Source organism: Microvirga alba, assembly GCF_015694465.1.
In the GTDB taxonomy this organism is placed as follows: Bacteria; Pseudomonadota; Alphaproteobacteria; order Rhizobiales; family Beijerinckiaceae; genus Microvirga; species Microvirga alba.
In genome coordinates, this window is sequence record NZ_JADQDO010000002.1 from 555,345 (window position 1) to 572,870 (window position 17,526).

A 17,526-nucleotide genomic window follows, 5' to 3' on the forward strand; every position below is an offset into this window, starting at 1 on the left:
ACATGATTTTATCGGAAAACCGGTTTTTTCGCTTTTCTGAATCATGCTCTAAGGATTCGACCCCAATGACCAAGGCCTTCGTCGTCGGCCATCCCATCAAGCATTCGCGCTCGCCGCTGATCCATGGTCATTGGCTGAAGGAATATGGGTTGGTGGGTTCCTACGAGCGCATCGACGTGGCCCCCGCTGATTTTCCCGCTTTTCTGAAGACGTTTGCGAATCAAGGTTTCGCCGGCGGCAATGTCACGATTCCGCATAAGGAGGCGGCCTTTCTCGGTGTCGAGCGCAGGACCGAGCGCGCCGAGCGCTTGCGCGCCGTCAACACGCTCTGGGTCGAGAATGGGGTGCTCTGGGGCGACAACACCGATGTGCTCGGATTCATGGCCCATCTCGACCAAAGCCTGGGGACAGCTTGGGAACAAGATGTGGATACTGCCCTCGTCATCGGTGCCGGAGGCGCTGCCCGCGCCATCGTCGCCGGCCTCCAGGACCGCCCGATCCGGCGCATTCTCGTGGCGAACCGCACGGCGTCGAAGGCTGAAGAGCTGGTGCGCGACCTGAAAAGTCCGGGACCGAGCCTCGAGGTTGTCCCTTGGGAGAATCTTGGCGCGGCGCTGGAGAAATCCGGCCTCATCGTCAACACCACGTCCTTGGGCATGACCGGCCAGCCGCCGCTGCTTCTCGATCTGGCGAAAGCGCCTGCCCGTGCCATCGTCGCGGATATCGTTTATGTTCCTTTGCTGACGCCTCTTCTCGCGGCGGCGACGGCGCGGGATTTGAGAATCGTCGACGGGCTCGGCATGCTGCTGCATCAGGCGGTGCCCGGTTTTGCGCGCTGGTTCGGCGTCACGCCGCAGGTCACGCCCGAGCTGCGGGCGTTGATCGTGGCGGATATCGAGGGCCGGACATGACCTTCATCTTGGGACTCACAGGCTCCATCGGCATGGGAAAGTCGGCGACGGCGAATGCCTTCCGGCGTCTGGGAGTCCCGGTTCACGATGCGGATGCTGCCGTCCACGCCCTCTATCGCGGTCGCGCTGTGCCCCTGATCGAACAGGCCTTTCCCGGCACCGTGACCGACGGCGTCGTGGACCGCGCCAGGCTCGGGGCCGCCGTTTTCAACGATTCCGCGCGCATGAAGCAACTCGAAGCCATCGTTCACCCGCTGGTCTGGCAGGAGGAGGAGGCGTTTCTCGACCATGTGACCGCCCTCGCCTCGGTGGCGGTCCTCGACATCCCGCTTCTGTTCGAAACCGGCGCGGAAAAGCGCTGCGATGCGGTTCTGGTGGTGACGGCTCCGGCCCCGATCCAGCGCGAGCGTGTGCTACGCCGGCCGGGCATGACGGAGGAAAAGTTCGCCGCCATTCTGGACAAGCAGATGCCGGACGCCGAAAAGCGGGTACGGTCCCATTTCCTGGTGGATACGAGCCGCGACTTCGCTTCCGCCGAGGAGCAGGTGCGGTCCATTCTCGCCTGTCTCGCCGCCCGCCCGGGGCGCGTCCGGCGGCGCGTGAACAAACTCTAAGGAATAAAGCTTAAGTGACGCTGCGCGAAATCGTTCTGGATACCGAAACCACCGGCACCGAGCACGCCTCGGGCGACCGGATCATCGAAATCGGCTGCATCGAGCTCTTCAATCACATCCCGACGGGGAAGTTCTACCACGTCTACATCAACCCGCAGCGGCCGGTCTCGGCCGGGGCGCTGGCGGTGCACGGGTTGAGCGACGCGTTTCTGTCGGACAAGCCGGTCTTCTCCGCCATCGTCGAGGAGTTCGTGGAGTTCATCCGCGGCGGGCGGCTCGTGATTCACAATGCGGCGTTCGACGTGGGCTTCCTCAATGCGGAATTCGCCCGCACGGGCCATCCGCAAATCGCGCTGGCCGATGCCGTCGACACGCTCTCGATGGCGCGGCGCAAGCATCCGGGCGCGGCGAACAACCTCGATGCGCTCTGCTCGCGTTATGGCATCGACAATTCCAAGCGCACCAAGCACGGCGCGCTTCTCGACGCGGAAATTCTGGCCGAGGTTTATATCGAGCTGATCGGCGGCAAGCAGGTCGGCTTCGATCTGTCGATGCAGCCATCCGCGCGCGGCGGCGTTGGTCCCCAAACGGGAGCGGCCGCACCCCGGGAGGCGCGGCCGCGTTCCATTCTGTCACGTCTGACGGAAGCCGAGAGAAACGCCCACGAGGCGTTCATTCAATCTCTCGGCCCCAATGCTCTCTGGCGCGACTATATCGGCGAGAGCCCGTCCGACTGATTACGAGAGCGTCTGACCGGCGCTCGACTCACCCTGCATCTCGGCGGCGCGCTGACGATAGAGCGCAACGAAATCGATCGGGTCGATATAGAGCGGCGGGAAGCCGCCATTGCGCACTGCCTCGGCCACGATCTGACGGGCGAAGGGGAACAGCAGGCGCGGGCATTCGATCATCACGACCGGGTGCAGCTGATCCTGCGGGATGTTCTGAACGCGGAAGACGCCCGAATAGGTCAGCTCGAACGCGAACAGCACGTCCTTGCCGCCAATCTTGGCGTCGCCTTCCAACGTCAGATCGACTTCGAAATCGGCCTCGGCAAGCTGCTTGGCATTGACGTTGACCTGCAGGTTGATCTGCGGGCCTTCGGTCTGCGGCTGCAGCGAGCGGGGTGCGTTGGGATTCTCGAACGAGAAATCCTTGCAATATTGCGCAAGCGCGTTCAGCGCGGGCATGCCGCCGTCCTGCGCTCCGTTGTTTGCCGGGTTGTCGGCCATGGTTTCATGCTCCGCGGTGGGGTCTCGGTCGGGCCCGGACGGTGCGCTTCGTGAAAAGCGCCGGATCGGCAACGGGCCAAGGATCATCGCGCTACCATGCTTCAGTCCCGCGAGGCAAGATTCAGCTCTCTCCTTCGCTTGTCGCAACAAGAGGTGGATGTTACGACCCATAAGCCCCATATGCGAGAAATCACTCCTTTCGCATGGGCGGGCAAAGCCTGGCCGATCATGAGCCAGGAACGGGCAGGCCTAAAACGGATCGACGATGCAGGATTCCTTCGACATCACGACCCTCATTTTCATCGTTCTCGCGATCTTCGTGATCTGGCGCCTTCGCTCAGTGCTGGGCCAGAAGACTGGAAATGAGCAGCAGCCTTTCGATCCGCTGGCGCGGCGCGACGCACCCTTGCGTCCGGGCAACGCTTCGGCCGAGCAGGACAACGTCGTGCGCTTGCCCGGCTCCAACGGCGCCCCGCTTCAGGAGACGCCGCCGGCCGAGCGTTGGAAGGGCATCGCCGAACCCGGCACGCCGCTCGCCCGGAACCTCGACGAGATCGCGCGCGCCGAGCCGTCTTTCGACGCCGCCACCTTCCTGGAAGGGGCGAAGGCCGCCTATGAGATGATCGTGACCGCGTTTGCCCAGGGCGATCGCAAGACCCTCAAGGATCTTCTGTCCAAGGACGTTTATGATGGTTTCGAGCGCGCCATCACCGAACGCGAGCGCCGGGGCGAGAAGGTGGAAACCACTTTCGTCTCCATCGACAAGGCCGAGATCCCCGGCATCGAGATGACCGGCAAGACAGCTCAGGTCGTGGTGCGGTTCCTCTCCAAGCTCATCACCGCGACGCGGGATGCCTCCGGCGCCGTTGTCGATGGCAGCCCGGATGCCGTCGTCGACGTGACCGATGTGTGGACCTTCGCCCGCACGCTCGGCAGCCGCGATCCCAACTGGCAGCTCGTCGCAACCGAATCGGGGCAATGAGCCATGCCCGGCGAGTCGTTTTTGGTTGTCTCGCCTGGGCGTTGACCGTGTCCGCCACTGACGCCGCATCGACGCTGAAAGGCCGGGCGCATCTCGAGCCCTTGCCGTTCTCGGCCCTCAAAGGCTGGGATGAGGACGATCACGCGGCGGCTTTTCAGGCTTTCCTGCGGTCCTGCCGCTCCCTCGAAGCCCAGTCTTCCGAATTGCGGCCTGCGCAAAAACCCCATGCGGGCTTGCTCGCCGTCTGCCGCAAGGCGCTCAGCGCCGGGTCGTCTCTCTCGAAAGACGAAGCGCGGCGGTTTTTCGAGGCCCATTTCCAACCCTATTCCATCGTTCCGGCCTCCGGCGAGGGCTTCCTGACCGGCTATTACGAGCCGGAATTCCAAGGTTCACGCGAAAAGACGGCGATCTATTCCGTGCCGCTCCTCGCTCGCCCGGACGATCTCGTGACCATTCCTCAGGGCGAGACCCTGCCCGGCCTGGAGGCTGGGCTGCAAGCCGCCCGTCGCCTTCCGAACGGCTACGAGCCCTATCCCGACCGCGCGGCCATCGAAAGCGGAGCCCTCGGCTCTCGCGCGAAAGCGCTTGTCTATGTCCGCGAGCCGGGCGAGGCCTTCATCATCCATGTGCAGGGCTCGACCCGCATCCGCCTCACCGACGGTTCCGTGATGCGGGTCGCCTATGCGGGCCGCAACGGCCATCCATACACGTCCATCGGCCGCCTGCTGGTCGAGCGGGGCGAGATGGATCTCGAATCCATGACGCTGGAAAAGCTCATGGGCTGGCTTAAGGACCATCCCGAACCGGCCCGCGAGCTGATGCGGCGGAACCGGTCCTATATCTTCTTTCGCGAGGCGGACGAGTTGTCGCCGCAGGACGGTCCCATCGGCGGCGCAGGCATTCCGCTCGTTCCCGGCCGGAGTCTCGCCGTCGACCGTTCCCTGTGGGCCTATGGCCTGCCCTTCTGGCTCGAGGGGCAATTGCCGCTCAGTCTCGAGAGCGCCGAGCCGTTGCAACGGCTCATGATCGCGCAGGATACGGGCTCGGCGATTGTTGGGCCGGCGCGGGGCGATTTCTTTTTTGGCAGCGGGGAGGCGGCGGGAACGCGCGCGGGCCTGCTGCGGCACGCCACCCGGTTCGTGGTGCTCCAGCCCAAAGCCCGGTCATGATGAAACGCCGCCGGTCCCGCCAGCTCTCGTCCGAAGAGCGTCGGCTTTGGGCCCATGTGGCCCGGGACGTGAAGCCCATGAAGGGCAAGATGCTGCCGCCCGAGCCCGAGCCGGAGGAACGACCCTCCACCGCGCCCGCGCCGACCATCGTGCTGCCGTCCTCGCCGCCGCCGCGGCCCGTGGCGAAGCCCGCCCTGACCCCGCTCGCGCCGGTCGAGCGCAAGACCCTGCAGGCCCTGCGCCGGGGCACCCGTACGGTGGACAGCGTCATCGACCTGCATGGAATGCGCCAGACCGAGGCGCATTTCGCGCTCTTCGGCTTTCTCCACCGGGCGCAGGAATCGGGACAGGTCATCGTCCTCGTCATCACCGGCAAGGGTGGGCCGTCGTCCAGTCATTCCTTGTTCGATGAGCGCGGCGTGTTGCGCCGCATGGTGCCGCATTGGCTGCGCTTGCCGGAATTGCGGTCGGTCGTGGTTGGTTTCGAGGAAGCCTCTCCCCAGCATGGCGGATCCGGTGCACTCTATGTCCGGCTTCGCCGCCGGCGCGGCGCGGGATGATCGGATGACCCCTTTCGGCGAACGGGTGCGGCAGCTGCGCCGCGAGCGCGGGCTTCTCCTCAAGGACATGGCCGCGCATCTGGGCGTGTCGAGTGCCTATCTTTCGGCGCTGGAGCGCGGCGAGCGCGGCAAGCCGACCTGGGCGCTGATCCAGGGGGTTCTGCAATATTTCAACATCATCTGGGACGAAGCCGATGCCCTTGCCCGGCTGGCCGACATCTCCGACCCGAGGGTGAGGATCGACACGGCGGGCACGGACCCGCGCGCAACGCTCCTCGCGAACCGGCTGGCGCGGGAGATCAAGGCGCTTTCCGAGGCCGATCTCGAAAAAATTCTCGCGATCCTCGACAATGCGCAGGAAAAGGGCCGGCGCGGCCCCGATTCCGGCGCGGCGGCGCAGGAAGCAGACCGCGAATCCTCACCCAGACCGTGAGGAGGACCGCCGATGTATCCTGACCCCGGGAAGAACCAATGGCTACCGATGACCGCCTAATCTCTGTTTCAGGAGAGCGTCTCGACCGCTCAGCCATTGGGGCTTTCCTGAACCAGAACACTCCCATCAGGCTCATCGACTGCAATCTTGAGGAGGCCGATCTCTCGCGCCTCGATCTGACAGGCTGGCACTTCGAAAAATGCGTTTGTCGAAATGTCAAAATGACCGGAGCAACCCTTGTGAACTCAACATGGAAGGGATGCCGAGGAGGGGTCGCCGATTTTGCGGGCGCCTCCCTCAACGAAGCAGTCTTGCAATCGTGCGACTTCAATAACGGCAATTTCCGAGGAGCCTCCCTCACCTCCGCTACGTTTCAAAGTTGTAAAATGATTGGAGCCGATCTGAGTGAAGCGAGGCACCTCAATGTTACGTTCGAGGAAATTCTGTTCGCCGATGCAAAGCTTCCGAACTTCAGTTTCCGAAAGGCGAGGCTGAGACAGATCGATTTTGGACAGGCTGATCTGCGGAAATGTGACTTCCGGGACGCATGGTTCGAGGAATGCAGCTTGCGTGATGCCAATCTGAGGGATGCCCGGTTCGATGGTGCGGACCTCCGCGGAGCAGACCTTGGCGGCATCCGGCTGATGGATGCCAAGCAATTCAAGGGAGCGACGATCTCTCGAGCGCAGGCCAGTCAACTGTTGTCGGAACTGGGGATCCACGTGCGCTGAGGTTTTGGAAGCCTGGCGCGAGCGTTAGGAAGATGCGGTGCGGCCCGAACGCCCTTGTTGCAGGCCCCGGCCCTTGACCGCTCTCGCGTCGGATGCGAAAGCGCAACTTTGCTCAAGCTCCGGTTGCTCATGTCCCAGAATCGCATCGACGTGCTCACGCTCGGCAACGCCATCGTTGACGTGCTAGCCCATACGGATGAAGCCTTCCTCGTCGCCAAGAACGTCCACAAGGGCGCCATGCAGCTCATCGACGAGGCGCGAGCCGAGGAGCTTTATGGCGATATGGGGCAGGCCATCATCGTCTCCGGCGGTTCGGCGGCGAACACGGCGGCGGGCGTCGCTTCGCTCGGCGTCAAGGCGGGCTTCATCGGCAAGGTGAAGAACGACGAGACCGGGCGCCTTTTCGCGCATGATCTCAAATCCATCGCCGTGCATTACGACGTCGCGTTCGCCGAGGATGGCCCCGCCACGGCGCGCAGCTTCATCCTGGTGACGCCGGATGGCGAGCGCACCATGAACACCTATCTCGGTGCGTGCCAGAACCTGACCCCGGACGACATCCATGAGGATACGGTTCGCTCCTCGTCGATCGTCTATCTCGAAGGCTATCTGTGGGATCCCCCGGCGGCCAAGGAAGCGTTCCGCAAGGCGGTGAAGATCGCCCACCAGGCGGGCAACAAGGTCGCGCTCACCCTCTCCGACGCCTTCTGCGTCGATCGCTACCGCGATGAGTTCCTGACCCTCATGCGCGACGGCAGCCTCGACATTCTGTTCGCGAACATTCACGAGCTCCAGAGCCTCTACGGGACCTCCGATCCGGAAAGCGCCCTCGCCGCTCTGCGTGAGGAAAAGCTGTTGGGCGTCGTCACCCGCTCGGCGGATGGCGCGCTCGTGGTCAGCCGTGGCGAAACCCGCGCGGTCAAGGCGTTCCCGGTCGATCGCGTGATCGACACCACGGGCGCGGGCGACCTTTTCGCCTCCGGCTTCCTCGCCGGACTGACCCAGGACCTCGATCTCGTCGATTGCGCCCGCCTCGGCGGCCTCGCGGCGGCGGAAGTCATCAGCCATCTCGGCGCCCGTCCGCAGACGGATCTGCGCGATCTCGCGCGGCAGGAAGGCCTGTTGGCGTAAATCGAATGCTTCCCGTTTTACCTCTCCCCACTGGGGAGAGGTCGAGCGAAGCCAGGGTGAGGGTACGCCCTCATCGGGTAGACCTGTAACCCCTCACCCCAACCCTCTCCCTAAAGGAGAGGGAGCGGGCGCGTGACCTTAAAGCCTTCTCAGCGCCACCGTCTCGATACGATGGCTTGCGCCCTTCTTCAGGATCAGGCTCGCGCGCTGGCGGGTCGGGACGATGTTTTCGCGCAGGTTCAGCAGGTTGATGCGGTTCCACAGGCCCTCGGCGATCGCGATGGCCTCGTCCTCGGGCAGCTCCGCATAGCGGCGGAAGAACGAGAGCGGGTCGCGGAAAGCGGTGTGGCGCAGGCGCAGGAAGCGGTTGACGTACCAGCGGTGAAGATCGGCCTCGTCGGCGTCGATATAGACCGAGAAATCAAAGAAATCGGACACGAAGGGAATCGCGGTGCCGTCTTTCGGCATGCGCGCCGGCTGAAGCACGTTGAGGCCTTCGACGATGAGGATGTCCGGCCGGTCGACCACCGTCTCCTCGCCCGGCACCACGTCATAGACCAGGTGCGAATAAAGCGGCGCGCGCACGTTGCGCTTGCCGGCCTTGATGTCGGCGAGAAAGCGCAACAGCGCGCCGGTGTCGTAGCTCTCGGGAAAGCCTTTGCGCTCCATCAGGCCCAGACGGGTCAACTCGGCATTCGGCAAAAGAAACCCGTCCGTCGTGACGAGATCGACCTTCGGGGTGTTGGGCCAGCGGGCGAGCAGCGCCTTCAGCACGCGGGCGGTGGTGGATTTTCCGACCGCGACAGACCCCGCGACCCCGATGATATAGGGCACCTTGCCGTCGTTTTCGGCGAGCAGGAAGCGCTGCGTCGCCTTGAACAACCCTTGCGTCGCCGCGACGTAGAGGGAAAGCAGGCGCGACAGCGGCAGATAGATCGCTGCCACTTCGTCCAGCGAAATCGGATCATTGAGGGATTGCAGCTGCACCACTTCGTCGGCGGTGAGTGTCATCGGCGCGTCGGCGCGAAGCTTGGCCCACTCGTCGCGCTGGAAAATGCGATAGGGCGAGAGCCCGTCATCCGTCTCAGGCGCCGACACCACGTTCAGTTGGTCCATGAGAGCCACCTTTTCAGGTTTGGGCAGGATCATGCCCGACCAAATTCAGCGCGGTCGCGCGGCCTTCTCGGCAAGTCCCGATTGCGCCGTCCGGCGCTCCAGCTCAGCCATCACGTCACTTAGCGGAATATGGGCACCGTGCAACACCACCAACAGATGATACAGCACGTCGGCGGCCTCCGCGGTCAGGTTTTCGCGATCCTGCAACACGGCGGCGATTGCGGCTTCTACCGCCTCCTCGCCGAGCTTCTTCGCGGCGCGCGCGGGTCCATCCGACAGCAACTTCGCCGTATAGGATTCCGACGCCGGAGCGGAGGCGCGCTCGGCGACGATGCGGGCGAGGTCGTTGAGGGTGAAGGAGGTCATGGCTTGGACTTCTTTTGACGTCGCGACCCTTAACGCAATTTTACCGGGAAGGGCCAGTTTTCTGAATGCCGGAAAACGCTTCAGTTAGAGGAGAGCAGGTCGCGGTTCCTCAATGCGGCGTGTTTTTCGTCATTGCCGGCTTGTCCAGCCGAACATTCAGCCCCGCCTTCGCCATGTATTCCTTCGCTTCGGCGATGGTATACGTGCCGAAGTGGAAGATCGAGGCGGCCAGCACCGCGCTGGCGTGGCCGTCGCGGATGCCCTCGACCAGGTGGTCGAGATTGCCGACGCCGCCGGAGGCGATGATCGGCACGGAGACGGCGTCCGCGATCGCGCGCACCAGCGGCAGGTCGTAGCCGCCCTTGGTGCCGTCCCGGTCCATGGAGGTGACGAGAAGTTCGCCCGCGCCGAGTTCGGTCACCTTCTTCGCGAAGGCGATGGCATCGAGGCCCGTGGATTTGCGTCCGCCATGGGTAAAGATCTCCCAGCGCGGCTTCTCGCCCTCCCCCGACACCTTCTTGGCGTCGATGGCGACGACGATGCACTGGCTGCCGAATTTCTCCGCCGCTTCGCGCACGAAATCCGGATTGTTCACGGCCGCCGTGTTGATCGAGACCTTGTCGGCTCCGGCCAGCAGCAGCTTGCGGATGTCCTCGACCGTGCGCACGCCGCCGCCGACGGTGAGCGGCATGAAACAGGCCTCGGCCGTGCGCTGCACCACATCGAGCAGGATGCCGCGCGCCTCATGGCTCGCGGTGATGTCAAGGAAGCAGAGTTCGTCGGCCCCCGCCGCGTCATAAGCTTTCGCAGCCTCGACCGGATCGCCCGCATCGCGCAGATCGACGAATTGCACGCCCTTGACGACGCGGCCGTCCTTGACATCGAGGCAGGGAATGAGGCGGACCTTCAACATCAGGCATTCTCCCGCCGCACGGTCCGCAAGAGCGCCAGCGCCTGATCCGGGTCGATGCGTCCGTCATAGAGCGCGCGGCCGGAAATCGCGCCTCCGAGCACGGCGCAGTCCGGTTGCGTGAGGCGCTCGATATCCGCCATGGAGGCGAGGCCGCCAGACGCGATGACGGGGATCGAAACCGCCTTCGCCAGCGCCAGCGTCATCGGGATGTTGAGGCCCTTCAGGATGCCGTCGCGGGCGATGTCGGTGTAGATGATCGCGGCAACGCCCGCATCCTCGAAGCGGCGGCCGAGTTCTTCCGCCGTCAGGGTCGAGGTCTGGGCCCAGCCCTCAACGGCCACGAGTCCGTCCTTGGCGTCGATGCCGACCGCGATCTTGCCGGGGTGAAGCCGCGCGGCCTCGCGCACGAAAGCGGGGTCGCGGACAGCCGCGGTGCCGATGATGACGCGGGCCACGCCCTTGGCGAGCCAGCCCTCGACCGTCTTCATGTCGCGGATGCCGCCGCCGAGCTGTACCGGAATTTTGATGCGCTTGAGAATCGCCTCAACCGCGGCCGCGTTCATAGGCTTGCCGGCGAATGCGCCGTCGAGATCGACCACATGCAGCCACTCGAAGCCCTGCTGCTCGAAAGCGGCTCCTTGCGCGGCAGGATCGTCGTTGAACACGGTCGCCTGGTCCATGTCGCCCTGGATCAGGCGGACGCAGCGGCCCTCTTTGAGGTCGATGGCGGGAAAGAGAATCACGGGCGCCACCTTAAAAAATTGGCGATGAGCTTCAGGCCGAGAGCCTGGCTCTTTTCGGGGTGAAATTGGGTGCCGACGATGTTGTCGCGCGCCACCATGGCGGTCACGGGCCCGCCATAGGAGGTGGTGGCGACAATGTCGCGGCCATCGGCGGCCTGCAGCGCATAGGAATGCACGAAATAGGCATGCAGGCCGTTCGGCCCGGTCTCGATACCGGCGAGCAACGGATGGTGGTGGCGCACCTCAAGGGTGTTCCAGCCCATATGCGGAATTTTCAAGCTCGGATCGTCCGGGACGATGGCTTTGACGTCGCCGTGAATCCAATCGAGGCCATCCGAGGTCACATGCTCCAGGCCGCGCGTCGCCATGAGCTGCATGCCGACGCAGATGCCCAGGAACGGATGGCCCTTGTCCCGCACCACGCGGTTCAAGGCGTCGACCATGCCGGGAACGGCGTTAAGCCCGCGCCGGCAATCGGCGAAGGCGCCGACGCCCGGCAGCACGATCCGGTCGGCCTTGGCGACCACATCCGGGTCGGAGGTGACGGTGATGGTGTCCGACAGCCCAGCCTCGCGTGCGGCGCGCTCGAAAGCCTTCGCGGCGGAGTGCAGGTTACCGGACCCGTAATCGACGATCGCAAGGCTCACCGGAAACGCTCCACATCGGGAAACAGGCCGAGCACCGGCTCCGGCCCACGGGCGGAGCGGTTCGGCGCGACGACAGGACGGGATGGCGCGGACACGGGCGCGGTGCGTTCCAGCCAACGGGCGAAGGCCTTGGTCTCCGCCTCGTCCCGGTCGGAAGCGGTCACCACATCGACGACGGGACGGCCGTTGCGGGCCAGCGTCCAGCGCCGGAGGCTGTTCGCCTCGAGCCCGATCAGGCAGGAGAACAGGAGATGCGCGGCGACGGCCGCCGTTGGATGCACGTTCAGGACGTCCAATGCCCCGTCGAAGGCGACAAACGCGAGAAGAACGCCGAGTCCGGCGATCCAGAGACGATGGGCGAAGAACCACAGCACCGTGAAGAAGAACGCTCCCCACGAGAAGGCATCCTTCACGAGTTCAGCCTTGTCCAATGCCGCCGGATCACCCGGCCGCGCATCACGCGGGAGGTGCAGGGTATAGGTCGCCATGGCGATGTTCCTTAGAGCATTTTCCGCAAACGGGGACGCCGGTTTTGCGAAAGAAAATGCGGCCAACGAAGACATTCTAGAGCGCTTTTCGATCCCGAGATCGAAAAACTCTTTAGAGCGTGCCCTTGGTAGAGGGAACGCGGCCCTCTTCCCTTGGGTCCATGGCAACCGCCTGACGCAAGGCGCGTGCCAGTCCCTTGAAGCAGCTTTCGGCGATATGATGGCTGTTCTCGCCGTAGAGCGTCTCCACGTGGAGCGTCAGCCCGGAATTCATGGCAAACGCCTGGAAGAATTCGCGCACCAGCTCGGTGTCGAACACGCCGATTTTCTCGGTCGGAAACGTGGTCTTGAACACCAGGAACGGGCGGCCCGAAATATCCAGCGCGATGCGGGTCAGGGTCTCGTCCATCGGCAGATGGATGTCCGCGTAGCGCGAGATGCCCTTTTTGTCGCCGAGCGCCTTCAGGATCGCCGTTCCTAACGCGATGCCGGTATCCTCCGTCGTATGATGCTGGTCCACATGCAGGTCGCCGGTCACCTTCACGGTCAGGTCGAAATGACCGTGGCGGGCGAACAATTCGAGCATATGGTCCAGAAAGCCTACTCCCGTCGCGATTTCGGCCTTGCCGGTGCCATCGAGGGCAATCGACACGGCGACATCGGTCTCGGCGGTGCGGCGGCTGACGCTCGCGGAGCGCATCATGACAATCCTTAAAAGGGCAGGGATGGCGAAGAGACCGCGCGTTCTACCAAGCTGCGGCGTGAAACGCTACCCGCGTTGCTTTTGCATGACGAATGCTTAATTCAGGGCATGAGCGGTTCTCCGCTTAGCCCCGTCCCTCCCCGTCCCCCGGAGTTCGTAACCCTTGTCCGAAGCCTCCCCCCCTTCGATGCACGCCACCACCATCCTCATGGTCCGCAAAGGCGGCCGCGTCGTCATCGGCGGCGACGGCCAGGTCAGCCTCGGCCAGACCATCGTGAAAGGTAACGCGAAAAAAGTCCGCCGCCTGACCAAGGGCGGCGTGATCGGCGGCTTTGCCGGTTCGACGGCCGATGCCTTCACCCTGTTCGAGCGGCTCGAGGGCAAGCTCGAGCAATATCCCGGCCAGCTTACCCGCGCCTGCGTCGAGTTGACGAAGGACTGGCGCACCGACCGGTATTTACGTCGCCTGGAGGCGATGATGCTCGTTGCCGACAAGGAAGTCGGCCTGCTTCTCTCCGGCTCGGGCGACGTGCTGGAGCCGGAAGGCGGCATCATGGCCATCGGCTCCGGCGGCAACTACGCGCTCGCCGCCGCCCGGGCGCTCGCCGACAGCGACATGGACGCCGAGGCCATCGTGCGCCGGTCGCTCGCCATCGCAGCTGAAATCTGCGTCTACACCAACGCGAATATCGTCATCGAGACTCTGGAAACCGCATGACCACCTTCTCCCCCCGCGAAATCGTCTCCGAACTCGATCGCTTCATCGTCGGCCAGCATGACGCCAAGCGCGCGGTCGCCATCGCACTGCGCAATCGCTGGCGACGCCAGCAACTGGAAGGCGCGTTGCGCGAGGAGGTCGCGCCGAAGAACATTCTGATGATCGGGCCGACAGGGTGCGGAAAAACCGAGATTTCGCGCCGCCTCGCCCGTCTCGCGGGTGCGCCGTTCCTCAAGGTCGAGGCAACGAAGTTCACGGAAGTCGGCTATGTGGGCCGCGACGTGGAGCAGATCGTGCGCGATCTCGTGGAAGTCGGGATCGGCCTCGTGAAGGAAGAGCGTCGCCGCCAGGTTCAGGCCAAGGCGCATCTTGCCGCCGAAGATCGGGTGCTCGATGCCCTGGTAGGCACGACGGCGAGCGCCGCCACCCGCGATTCCTTCCGCCGCAAGCTCAGAGAGAACGAACTCGACGACAAGGAAATCGAGATCGAATTGCAGCCGGGCGGATCGCAGGGCATGCCGATGTTCGAAATCCCCGGCATGCCGGGCGCCTCGGTTGGCGCGATCAACCTCTCCGACATGTTCGGCAAGGCTTTTAGCGGCCGCGCGAAGACGCGGCGGACGACCGTGCGCGAGGCTTATGAGCCGCTGGTGACGGAGGAGGCCGACAAGCTGCTCGACCAGGACGTGATCGTGCAGGACGCGATCCGGCAGGTGGAGGAAAACGGCATCGTTTTCCTCGATGAGATCGACAAGATCTGCGCCCGCGAGGGCCGCATGGGCGGGGACGTCTCCCGCGAGGGCGTGCAGCGCGATCTCCTGCCGCTCATCGAAGGCACCACCGTCTCCACGAAATACGGGCCGGTGAAGACCGATCACATTCTTTTTATCGCGTCGGGCGCATTCCATGTGTCGAAGCCCTCCGACCTGCTGCCGGAATTGCAGGGCCGCCTGCCGATCCGCGTCGAGCTGTCGCCGCTGACGGTGGAGGATTTCAAGCGCATCCTGACAGAGACCGAGGCGAGCCTCATCAAGCAATCGGTCGCGCTGCTGCGGACGGAAGGCGTGGAGCTGATCTTTACCGATGATGCCATCGACGCCCTGGCGAAGGTCGCGGTCGAGGTGAACAACTCGGTCGAGAATATCGGCGCGCGCCGCCTGCAGACGGTTCTGGAGCGGGTGCTCGACGACGTCTCGTTCACCGCGCCAGATCGCTCCGGCGAAACCATGACCATCGACGCGGTCTACGTGCGCGGCGAAGTGGAAAGCTTAGCTAAGAATACAGACCTTAGCCGGTTTATTCTGTAAGCTAATCTTCAGGTCATAATGACGCAGCGCGATGTAAGCGCTCAGTCTTTGACGAAGGTCAACAACGCGAAAAGGATATGCGCCAAAGTTCTTTAGACGCGCGGAACTTGCTGTTACGGTTCGTATCAGACGAGTCATCGGGGATGATGCTGGAGAGATGATATCGGATCACGGCTCGTGGAACGGAACTGCGCTCCTAGGGAGACATTAAGTCTCCCGTACAGTCTAAGGAGACTTCTCATGCGCAAAGCCATCCTCACAACTTTGGCGGCGGCGGCTCTCGGCAGCGTATCCTTGCTGGCGGCGGCGGCTTCCGTGGAAGCACGACCTTTGTCGTCGGATGATCTGGCGGCACTGACACAGAAGGCAGACTATACTCAGTACAGGGTTCATCACGTGCGAGCCCACCGTGTCGTGCATCATCGGGTCGCCATGCATCGCGTCGTCGTGCATCGGCGCGTCGCGATGCATCGCGGACACTTCGTGACTTACCGGCGTACGGTGATGACGCCGCGTGGGCGGGTCTTCGTTGCGACCAGGCGAGTCTGGGTCGGTCCGCGGGTCGCCGCCAGCTCGTGGCGTTGGCGGTATCCGGCCTACTACGCCTCTACGTGGTCTCCCGGTTACAACGTGGTGACGACGGGCAGCATCGCGCGGGTCCCTCCGGCCTGGTCTGGTGGCGAGGTATTGACGACAGGCAGCATCGCGCGACAGACACCGCGTCAATATTTCAGCCCGATGAACCAGCTCGGATATGAATACGGATTCGTGCCGGGCTTAGGCTACCTCAACACCAGCCTCTCGCCGGCGGTTTCGGGCAGCATCGGGGCGGTGACGGGGCCCGTCGTGACGGGGCCGGAGACCACCGGCAGCATTGGGTTGACGACGGGGGCCGTCGGGTACGGCTTCGCGCGGGGCAGCGAGTTCCCGCAATGGGCGGGCCAGACTTGGATCTCCTATTGCTCGCGTCGGTTCCCGACATACGATCGGATCTCGGACACCTTCTGGGGCCCGGACGGTCAACGGCATCTCTGCTTCTAGCCTGAATGTAACAACACAAGCCATGGGCCCTTCGGGGCCCATCGGCCTTTTCTGAGGGGAGCGCTCGTTCCGGCGGGACGTTCGCCATCACGCGAAATCAGGAAGGAGCGGTCTCATGCGAAAACTCATCATCGCTGCCTTGGCCAGCGCCGCGCTCGCGCCGGCTTCGTTCTTTGCCGGTCCGGCATCGGCCCAAGCGGCGCCCCAGGCGACTCCCTCGGCGAAATTTCAGCAGCTCATTCAACGGGACCAGCTGGTGACGCAGTATGCCCGCGCCGTTTATAGGAGATCGGTCGGAGTGCGGGGCGGCTATGGCGGAGGTTATCGCCACGTCGCCTATCGCCGAGGCGTCTATGGCGGGCGCTATGCCTATGGCCGACCCTACGCTCGCGGGGCCTATTACGGCGGCTATCGCCGGTATGGCGGCTACTACGGCTATGGGGCGGCGGGCCTCGCTGCCGGAGCGCTCGCCGCAGGCGCGCTCGCGTCGGAGCCGCTGGTAACGGGAAGCGTTGCGCCCGTCGGCGTGAATTACTGCGCGCAGCGCTTCCGGTCCTACGATCCGGCTTCGGGCACCTATCTGGGCTATGACGGCCTGCGGCATCCGTGCCCGTGATCCGAAATGCGTGAAGAAAGGGCCCCTTCCGGGGCCCTTTTTTAACTTACTTCGCCGCGATGACGGCGATTTCGACCTTGTATTGCGGCGCGGCGAGCTTCGCCTCGACCGTCGCGCGGGCGGGCGTGTTGCCCTGCGACACCCAGGAATCCCACACGGCGTTCATCTCCTGGAACGTCGCCATGTCGGTGAGCCAGATATTGGTCATCAGGATCTTGGTCTTGTCCGTGCCCGCCTCGCCAAGAAGACCGTCGATGATCGAGAGAATTTCCTTCGTCTGCTCGCCGACGCTCTTGCCGGCGGTCTCAGCCGCGACCTGACCGGCGAGATAAACCGTGTTGCCGTGAACGACCGCGCCGCTCATGCGGGGGCCGGGCTTGATGCGCTGGATCGTCATGGGAATATCCTTCTGGAAAAACGAGGCCTGCTTTGTCGATGCGCTTTCGCCTCAGGTCAAGGCATCAATAGAGAGTTGTTTTCACCCGTTCGGGCAACGCCCTGTCATAGGCCTCGCCGCCGAGACGATCTTGGCTGAGCGCCGCGATCATCTCGCCCGCGCTCGGAACGGCCTTGCGCGACAGATGCTTGTCCGGATTCCACAGATCCGCGCGGACGATGGCGCGCGAACATTGGAAGAAAACCGAATCCACCGTGATGACGAGAACGCTCTTCGGCGCTTTTCCATCCACCGCGAAGCTTGCGAGCAGGCTTGGCTCCACCGAGATCACCGCACGGCCATTGACGCGCAACGTCTCGCCGATGCCGGGGATCAGGAACAGCAGCGCGACCTGCGGATCGCGCACGATGTTGCGAAGCGAATCGATGCGGTTGTTGCCGCGCCGGTCGGGCAACAGCAGGGTTTTCTCATCCTGTACCCGGATGAACCCCGGCCCGTCGCCGCGCGGCGAGCAATCCAAGCCCTCCGGCCCGCGCGTCGCCAGCGCCGCGAAAGGCGAGGCCTCGATGAAGGCGCGGTAAACCGGCACGATCCGATCCGTTTCCTTGACGATGGAAGCTTCGCCGGCTTCGCCATAGAGGGCTTCGAGGGCGGGGAGTGTCGAGATGGTGGTCATGACCGGATTTGACGCGACTTTGGCCGCACAAT

General features: G+C 63.9%; 23 protein-coding genes. 13 read left to right on the forward strand and 10 right to left on the reverse strand.

Translation table 11 applies throughout. The features are described 5' to 3' along the window. Positions 1–65: 65 nt before the first annotated feature. Genes I2H38_RS06890 through dnaQ form a run of 3 tightly spaced genes read left to right on the forward strand, consistent with a single transcriptional unit; the run spans position 66 to position 2,262 of the window. Positions 66–911, forward strand: a complete 846-nt coding sequence (locus I2H38_RS06890) for a shikimate dehydrogenase (RefSeq protein ID WP_196271078.1) — start codon at positions 66–68, stop codon at positions 909–911. Then, positions 908–1,525 (forward strand): dephospho-CoA kinase, encoded by a 618-nt coding sequence (gene coaE / locus I2H38_RS06895; protein ID WP_196271079.1) that lies wholly within the window; start codon positions 908–910, stop codon positions 1,523–1,525. The genes I2H38_RS06890 and coaE overlap by 4 nt, the downstream gene beginning before the upstream one ends. 14 nt (positions 1,526–1,539) lie before the next feature. After that, positions 1,540–2,262, forward strand: a complete 723-nt coding sequence (gene dnaQ / locus I2H38_RS06900) for a DNA polymerase III subunit epsilon (protein WP_324617357.1) — start codon at positions 1,540–1,542, stop codon at positions 2,260–2,262. On the opposite strand, the gene secB is transcribed toward dnaQ, so the two are convergent. Then, positions 2,263–2,757, reverse strand: a complete 495-nt coding sequence (gene secB, locus I2H38_RS06905) for a protein-export chaperone SecB (RefSeq protein WP_196271080.1) — start codon at positions 2,755–2,757, stop codon at positions 2,263–2,265. A 265-nt stretch (positions 2,758–3,022) separates the two neighbouring features. On the opposite strand from secB, the gene I2H38_RS06910 reads away from it, so the two are divergent. From I2H38_RS06910 to I2H38_RS06935, 6 genes are all read left to right on the forward strand, one after another. Beyond that, positions 3,023–3,739: a Tim44/TimA family putative adaptor protein gene (locus I2H38_RS06910; RefSeq protein ID WP_196271081.1), complete on the forward strand. Its 717-nt coding sequence runs from the start codon at positions 3,023–3,025 to the stop codon at positions 3,737–3,739. 47 nt (positions 3,740–3,786) lie between these two features. After that, positions 3,787–4,908: a murein transglycosylase A gene (mltA, locus tag I2H38_RS06915; RefSeq protein ID WP_324617358.1), complete on the forward strand. Its 1,122-nt coding sequence runs from the start codon at positions 3,787–3,789 to the stop codon at positions 4,906–4,908. Beyond that, a complete protein-coding gene (locus I2H38_RS06920) occupies positions 4,905–5,468 on the forward strand; it encodes a Smr/MutS family protein (protein WP_196271083.1) in 564 nt (187 codons plus the stop codon). Before mltA ends, I2H38_RS06920 begins: the two co-directional genes overlap by 4 nt. 4 nt (positions 5,469–5,472) lie before the next feature. Then, the gene (locus I2H38_RS06925) at positions 5,473–5,901 is read left to right on the forward strand and encodes a helix-turn-helix domain-containing protein (RefSeq protein ID WP_196271084.1); all 429 of its coding nucleotides are present in this window, start codon (positions 5,473–5,475) and stop codon (positions 5,899–5,901) included. Between the two features lie 38 nt (positions 5,902–5,939). Continuing rightward, on the forward strand, positions 5,940–6,632 hold the full coding sequence (locus I2H38_RS06930) for a pentapeptide repeat-containing protein (RefSeq protein ID WP_196271085.1): 693 nt from the start codon (positions 5,940–5,942) through the stop codon (positions 6,630–6,632). 129 nt (positions 6,633–6,761) lie between these two features. Beyond that, entirely contained in the window at positions 6,762–7,763 is a 1,002-nt protein-coding gene (locus I2H38_RS06935; RefSeq protein WP_196271086.1) for an adenosine kinase, read from the forward strand. Between the two features lie 138 nt (positions 7,764–7,901). Here I2H38_RS06935 and coaA read toward each other — a convergent pair whose 3' ends face one another. The 7 genes from coaA to hisB all read right to left on the reverse strand — a co-directional run bounded on the left by coaA (position 7,902) and on the right by hisB (position 12,736). Then, complete coding sequence (gene coaA / locus I2H38_RS06940; protein WP_196271087.1) at positions 7,902–8,879, reverse strand: type I pantothenate kinase; 978 nt, start codon at positions 8,877–8,879, stop codon at positions 7,902–7,904. A gap of 45 nt (positions 8,880–8,924) precedes the next feature. Beyond that, on the reverse strand, positions 8,925–9,245 hold the full coding sequence (locus tag I2H38_RS06945; RefSeq protein ID WP_196271088.1) for a phosphoribosyl-ATP diphosphatase: 321 nt from the start codon (positions 9,243–9,245) through the stop codon (positions 8,925–8,927). Positions 9,246–9,354: 109 nt separating this feature from the next. Beyond that, positions 9,355–10,158: an imidazole glycerol phosphate synthase subunit HisF gene (gene hisF, locus I2H38_RS06950; protein ID WP_196271089.1), complete on the reverse strand. Its 804-nt coding sequence runs from the start codon at positions 10,156–10,158 to the stop codon at positions 9,355–9,357. Further along, positions 10,158–10,910, reverse strand: a complete 753-nt coding sequence (hisA, locus tag I2H38_RS06955) for a 1-(5-phosphoribosyl)-5-[(5-phosphoribosylamino)methylideneamino]imidazole-4-carboxamide isomerase (protein ID WP_196271090.1) — start codon at positions 10,908–10,910, stop codon at positions 10,158–10,160. The genes hisF and hisA overlap by 1 nt, the downstream gene beginning before the upstream one ends. Next, positions 10,898–11,548, reverse strand: a complete 651-nt coding sequence (hisH, locus tag I2H38_RS06960) for an imidazole glycerol phosphate synthase subunit HisH (RefSeq protein WP_196271091.1) — start codon at positions 11,546–11,548, stop codon at positions 10,898–10,900. The genes hisA and hisH overlap by 13 nt, the downstream gene beginning before the upstream one ends. After that, positions 11,545–12,036, reverse strand: coding sequence for a DUF2628 domain-containing protein (locus tag I2H38_RS06965; RefSeq protein ID WP_196271092.1), 492 nt, complete (start codon positions 12,034–12,036; stop codon positions 11,545–11,547). The genes hisH and I2H38_RS06965 overlap by 4 nt, the downstream gene beginning before the upstream one ends. Before the next feature lie 112 nt (positions 12,037–12,148). Continuing rightward, positions 12,149–12,736, reverse strand: coding sequence for an imidazoleglycerol-phosphate dehydratase HisB (hisB, locus tag I2H38_RS06970; RefSeq protein ID WP_196271342.1), 588 nt, complete (start codon positions 12,734–12,736; stop codon positions 12,149–12,151). Positions 12,737–12,926: 190 nt separating this feature from the next. Between hisB and hslV the strand changes: the two genes are divergently transcribed. The 4 genes from hslV (at position 12,927) to I2H38_RS06990 (ending at position 16,421) form a co-directional block, all read left to right on the forward strand. Then, the gene (hslV, locus tag I2H38_RS06975) at positions 12,927–13,457 is read left to right on the forward strand and encodes an ATP-dependent protease subunit HslV (protein WP_196271343.1); all 531 of its coding nucleotides are present in this window, start codon (positions 12,927–12,929) and stop codon (positions 13,455–13,457) included. Continuing rightward, entirely contained in the window at positions 13,454–14,764 is a 1,311-nt protein-coding gene (gene hslU, locus I2H38_RS06980; RefSeq protein WP_196271093.1) for an ATP-dependent protease ATPase subunit HslU, read from the forward strand. The genes hslV and hslU overlap by 4 nt, the downstream gene beginning before the upstream one ends. Positions 14,765–15,004: 240 nt before the next feature. Then, a complete protein-coding gene (locus tag I2H38_RS06985) occupies positions 15,005–15,805 on the forward strand; it encodes a BA14K family protein (RefSeq protein ID WP_196271094.1) in 801 nt (266 codons plus the stop codon). A gap of 115 nt (positions 15,806–15,920) precedes the next feature. Next, complete coding sequence (locus I2H38_RS06990) at positions 15,921–16,421, forward strand: BA14K family protein (protein ID WP_229426574.1); 501 nt, start codon at positions 15,921–15,923, stop codon at positions 16,419–16,421. Positions 16,422–16,467: 46 nt separating this feature from the next. Here I2H38_RS06990 and I2H38_RS06995 read toward each other — a convergent pair whose 3' ends face one another. Further along, entirely contained in the window at positions 16,468–16,818 is a 351-nt protein-coding gene (locus tag I2H38_RS06995) for a RidA family protein (protein WP_196271095.1), read from the reverse strand. A gap of 64 nt (positions 16,819–16,882) precedes the next feature. Further along, on the reverse strand, positions 16,883–17,494 hold the full coding sequence (locus I2H38_RS07000) for a pyridoxamine 5'-phosphate oxidase family protein (RefSeq protein WP_196271096.1): 612 nt from the start codon (positions 17,492–17,494) through the stop codon (positions 16,883–16,885). Positions 17,495–17,526: the final 32 nt, after the last annotated feature.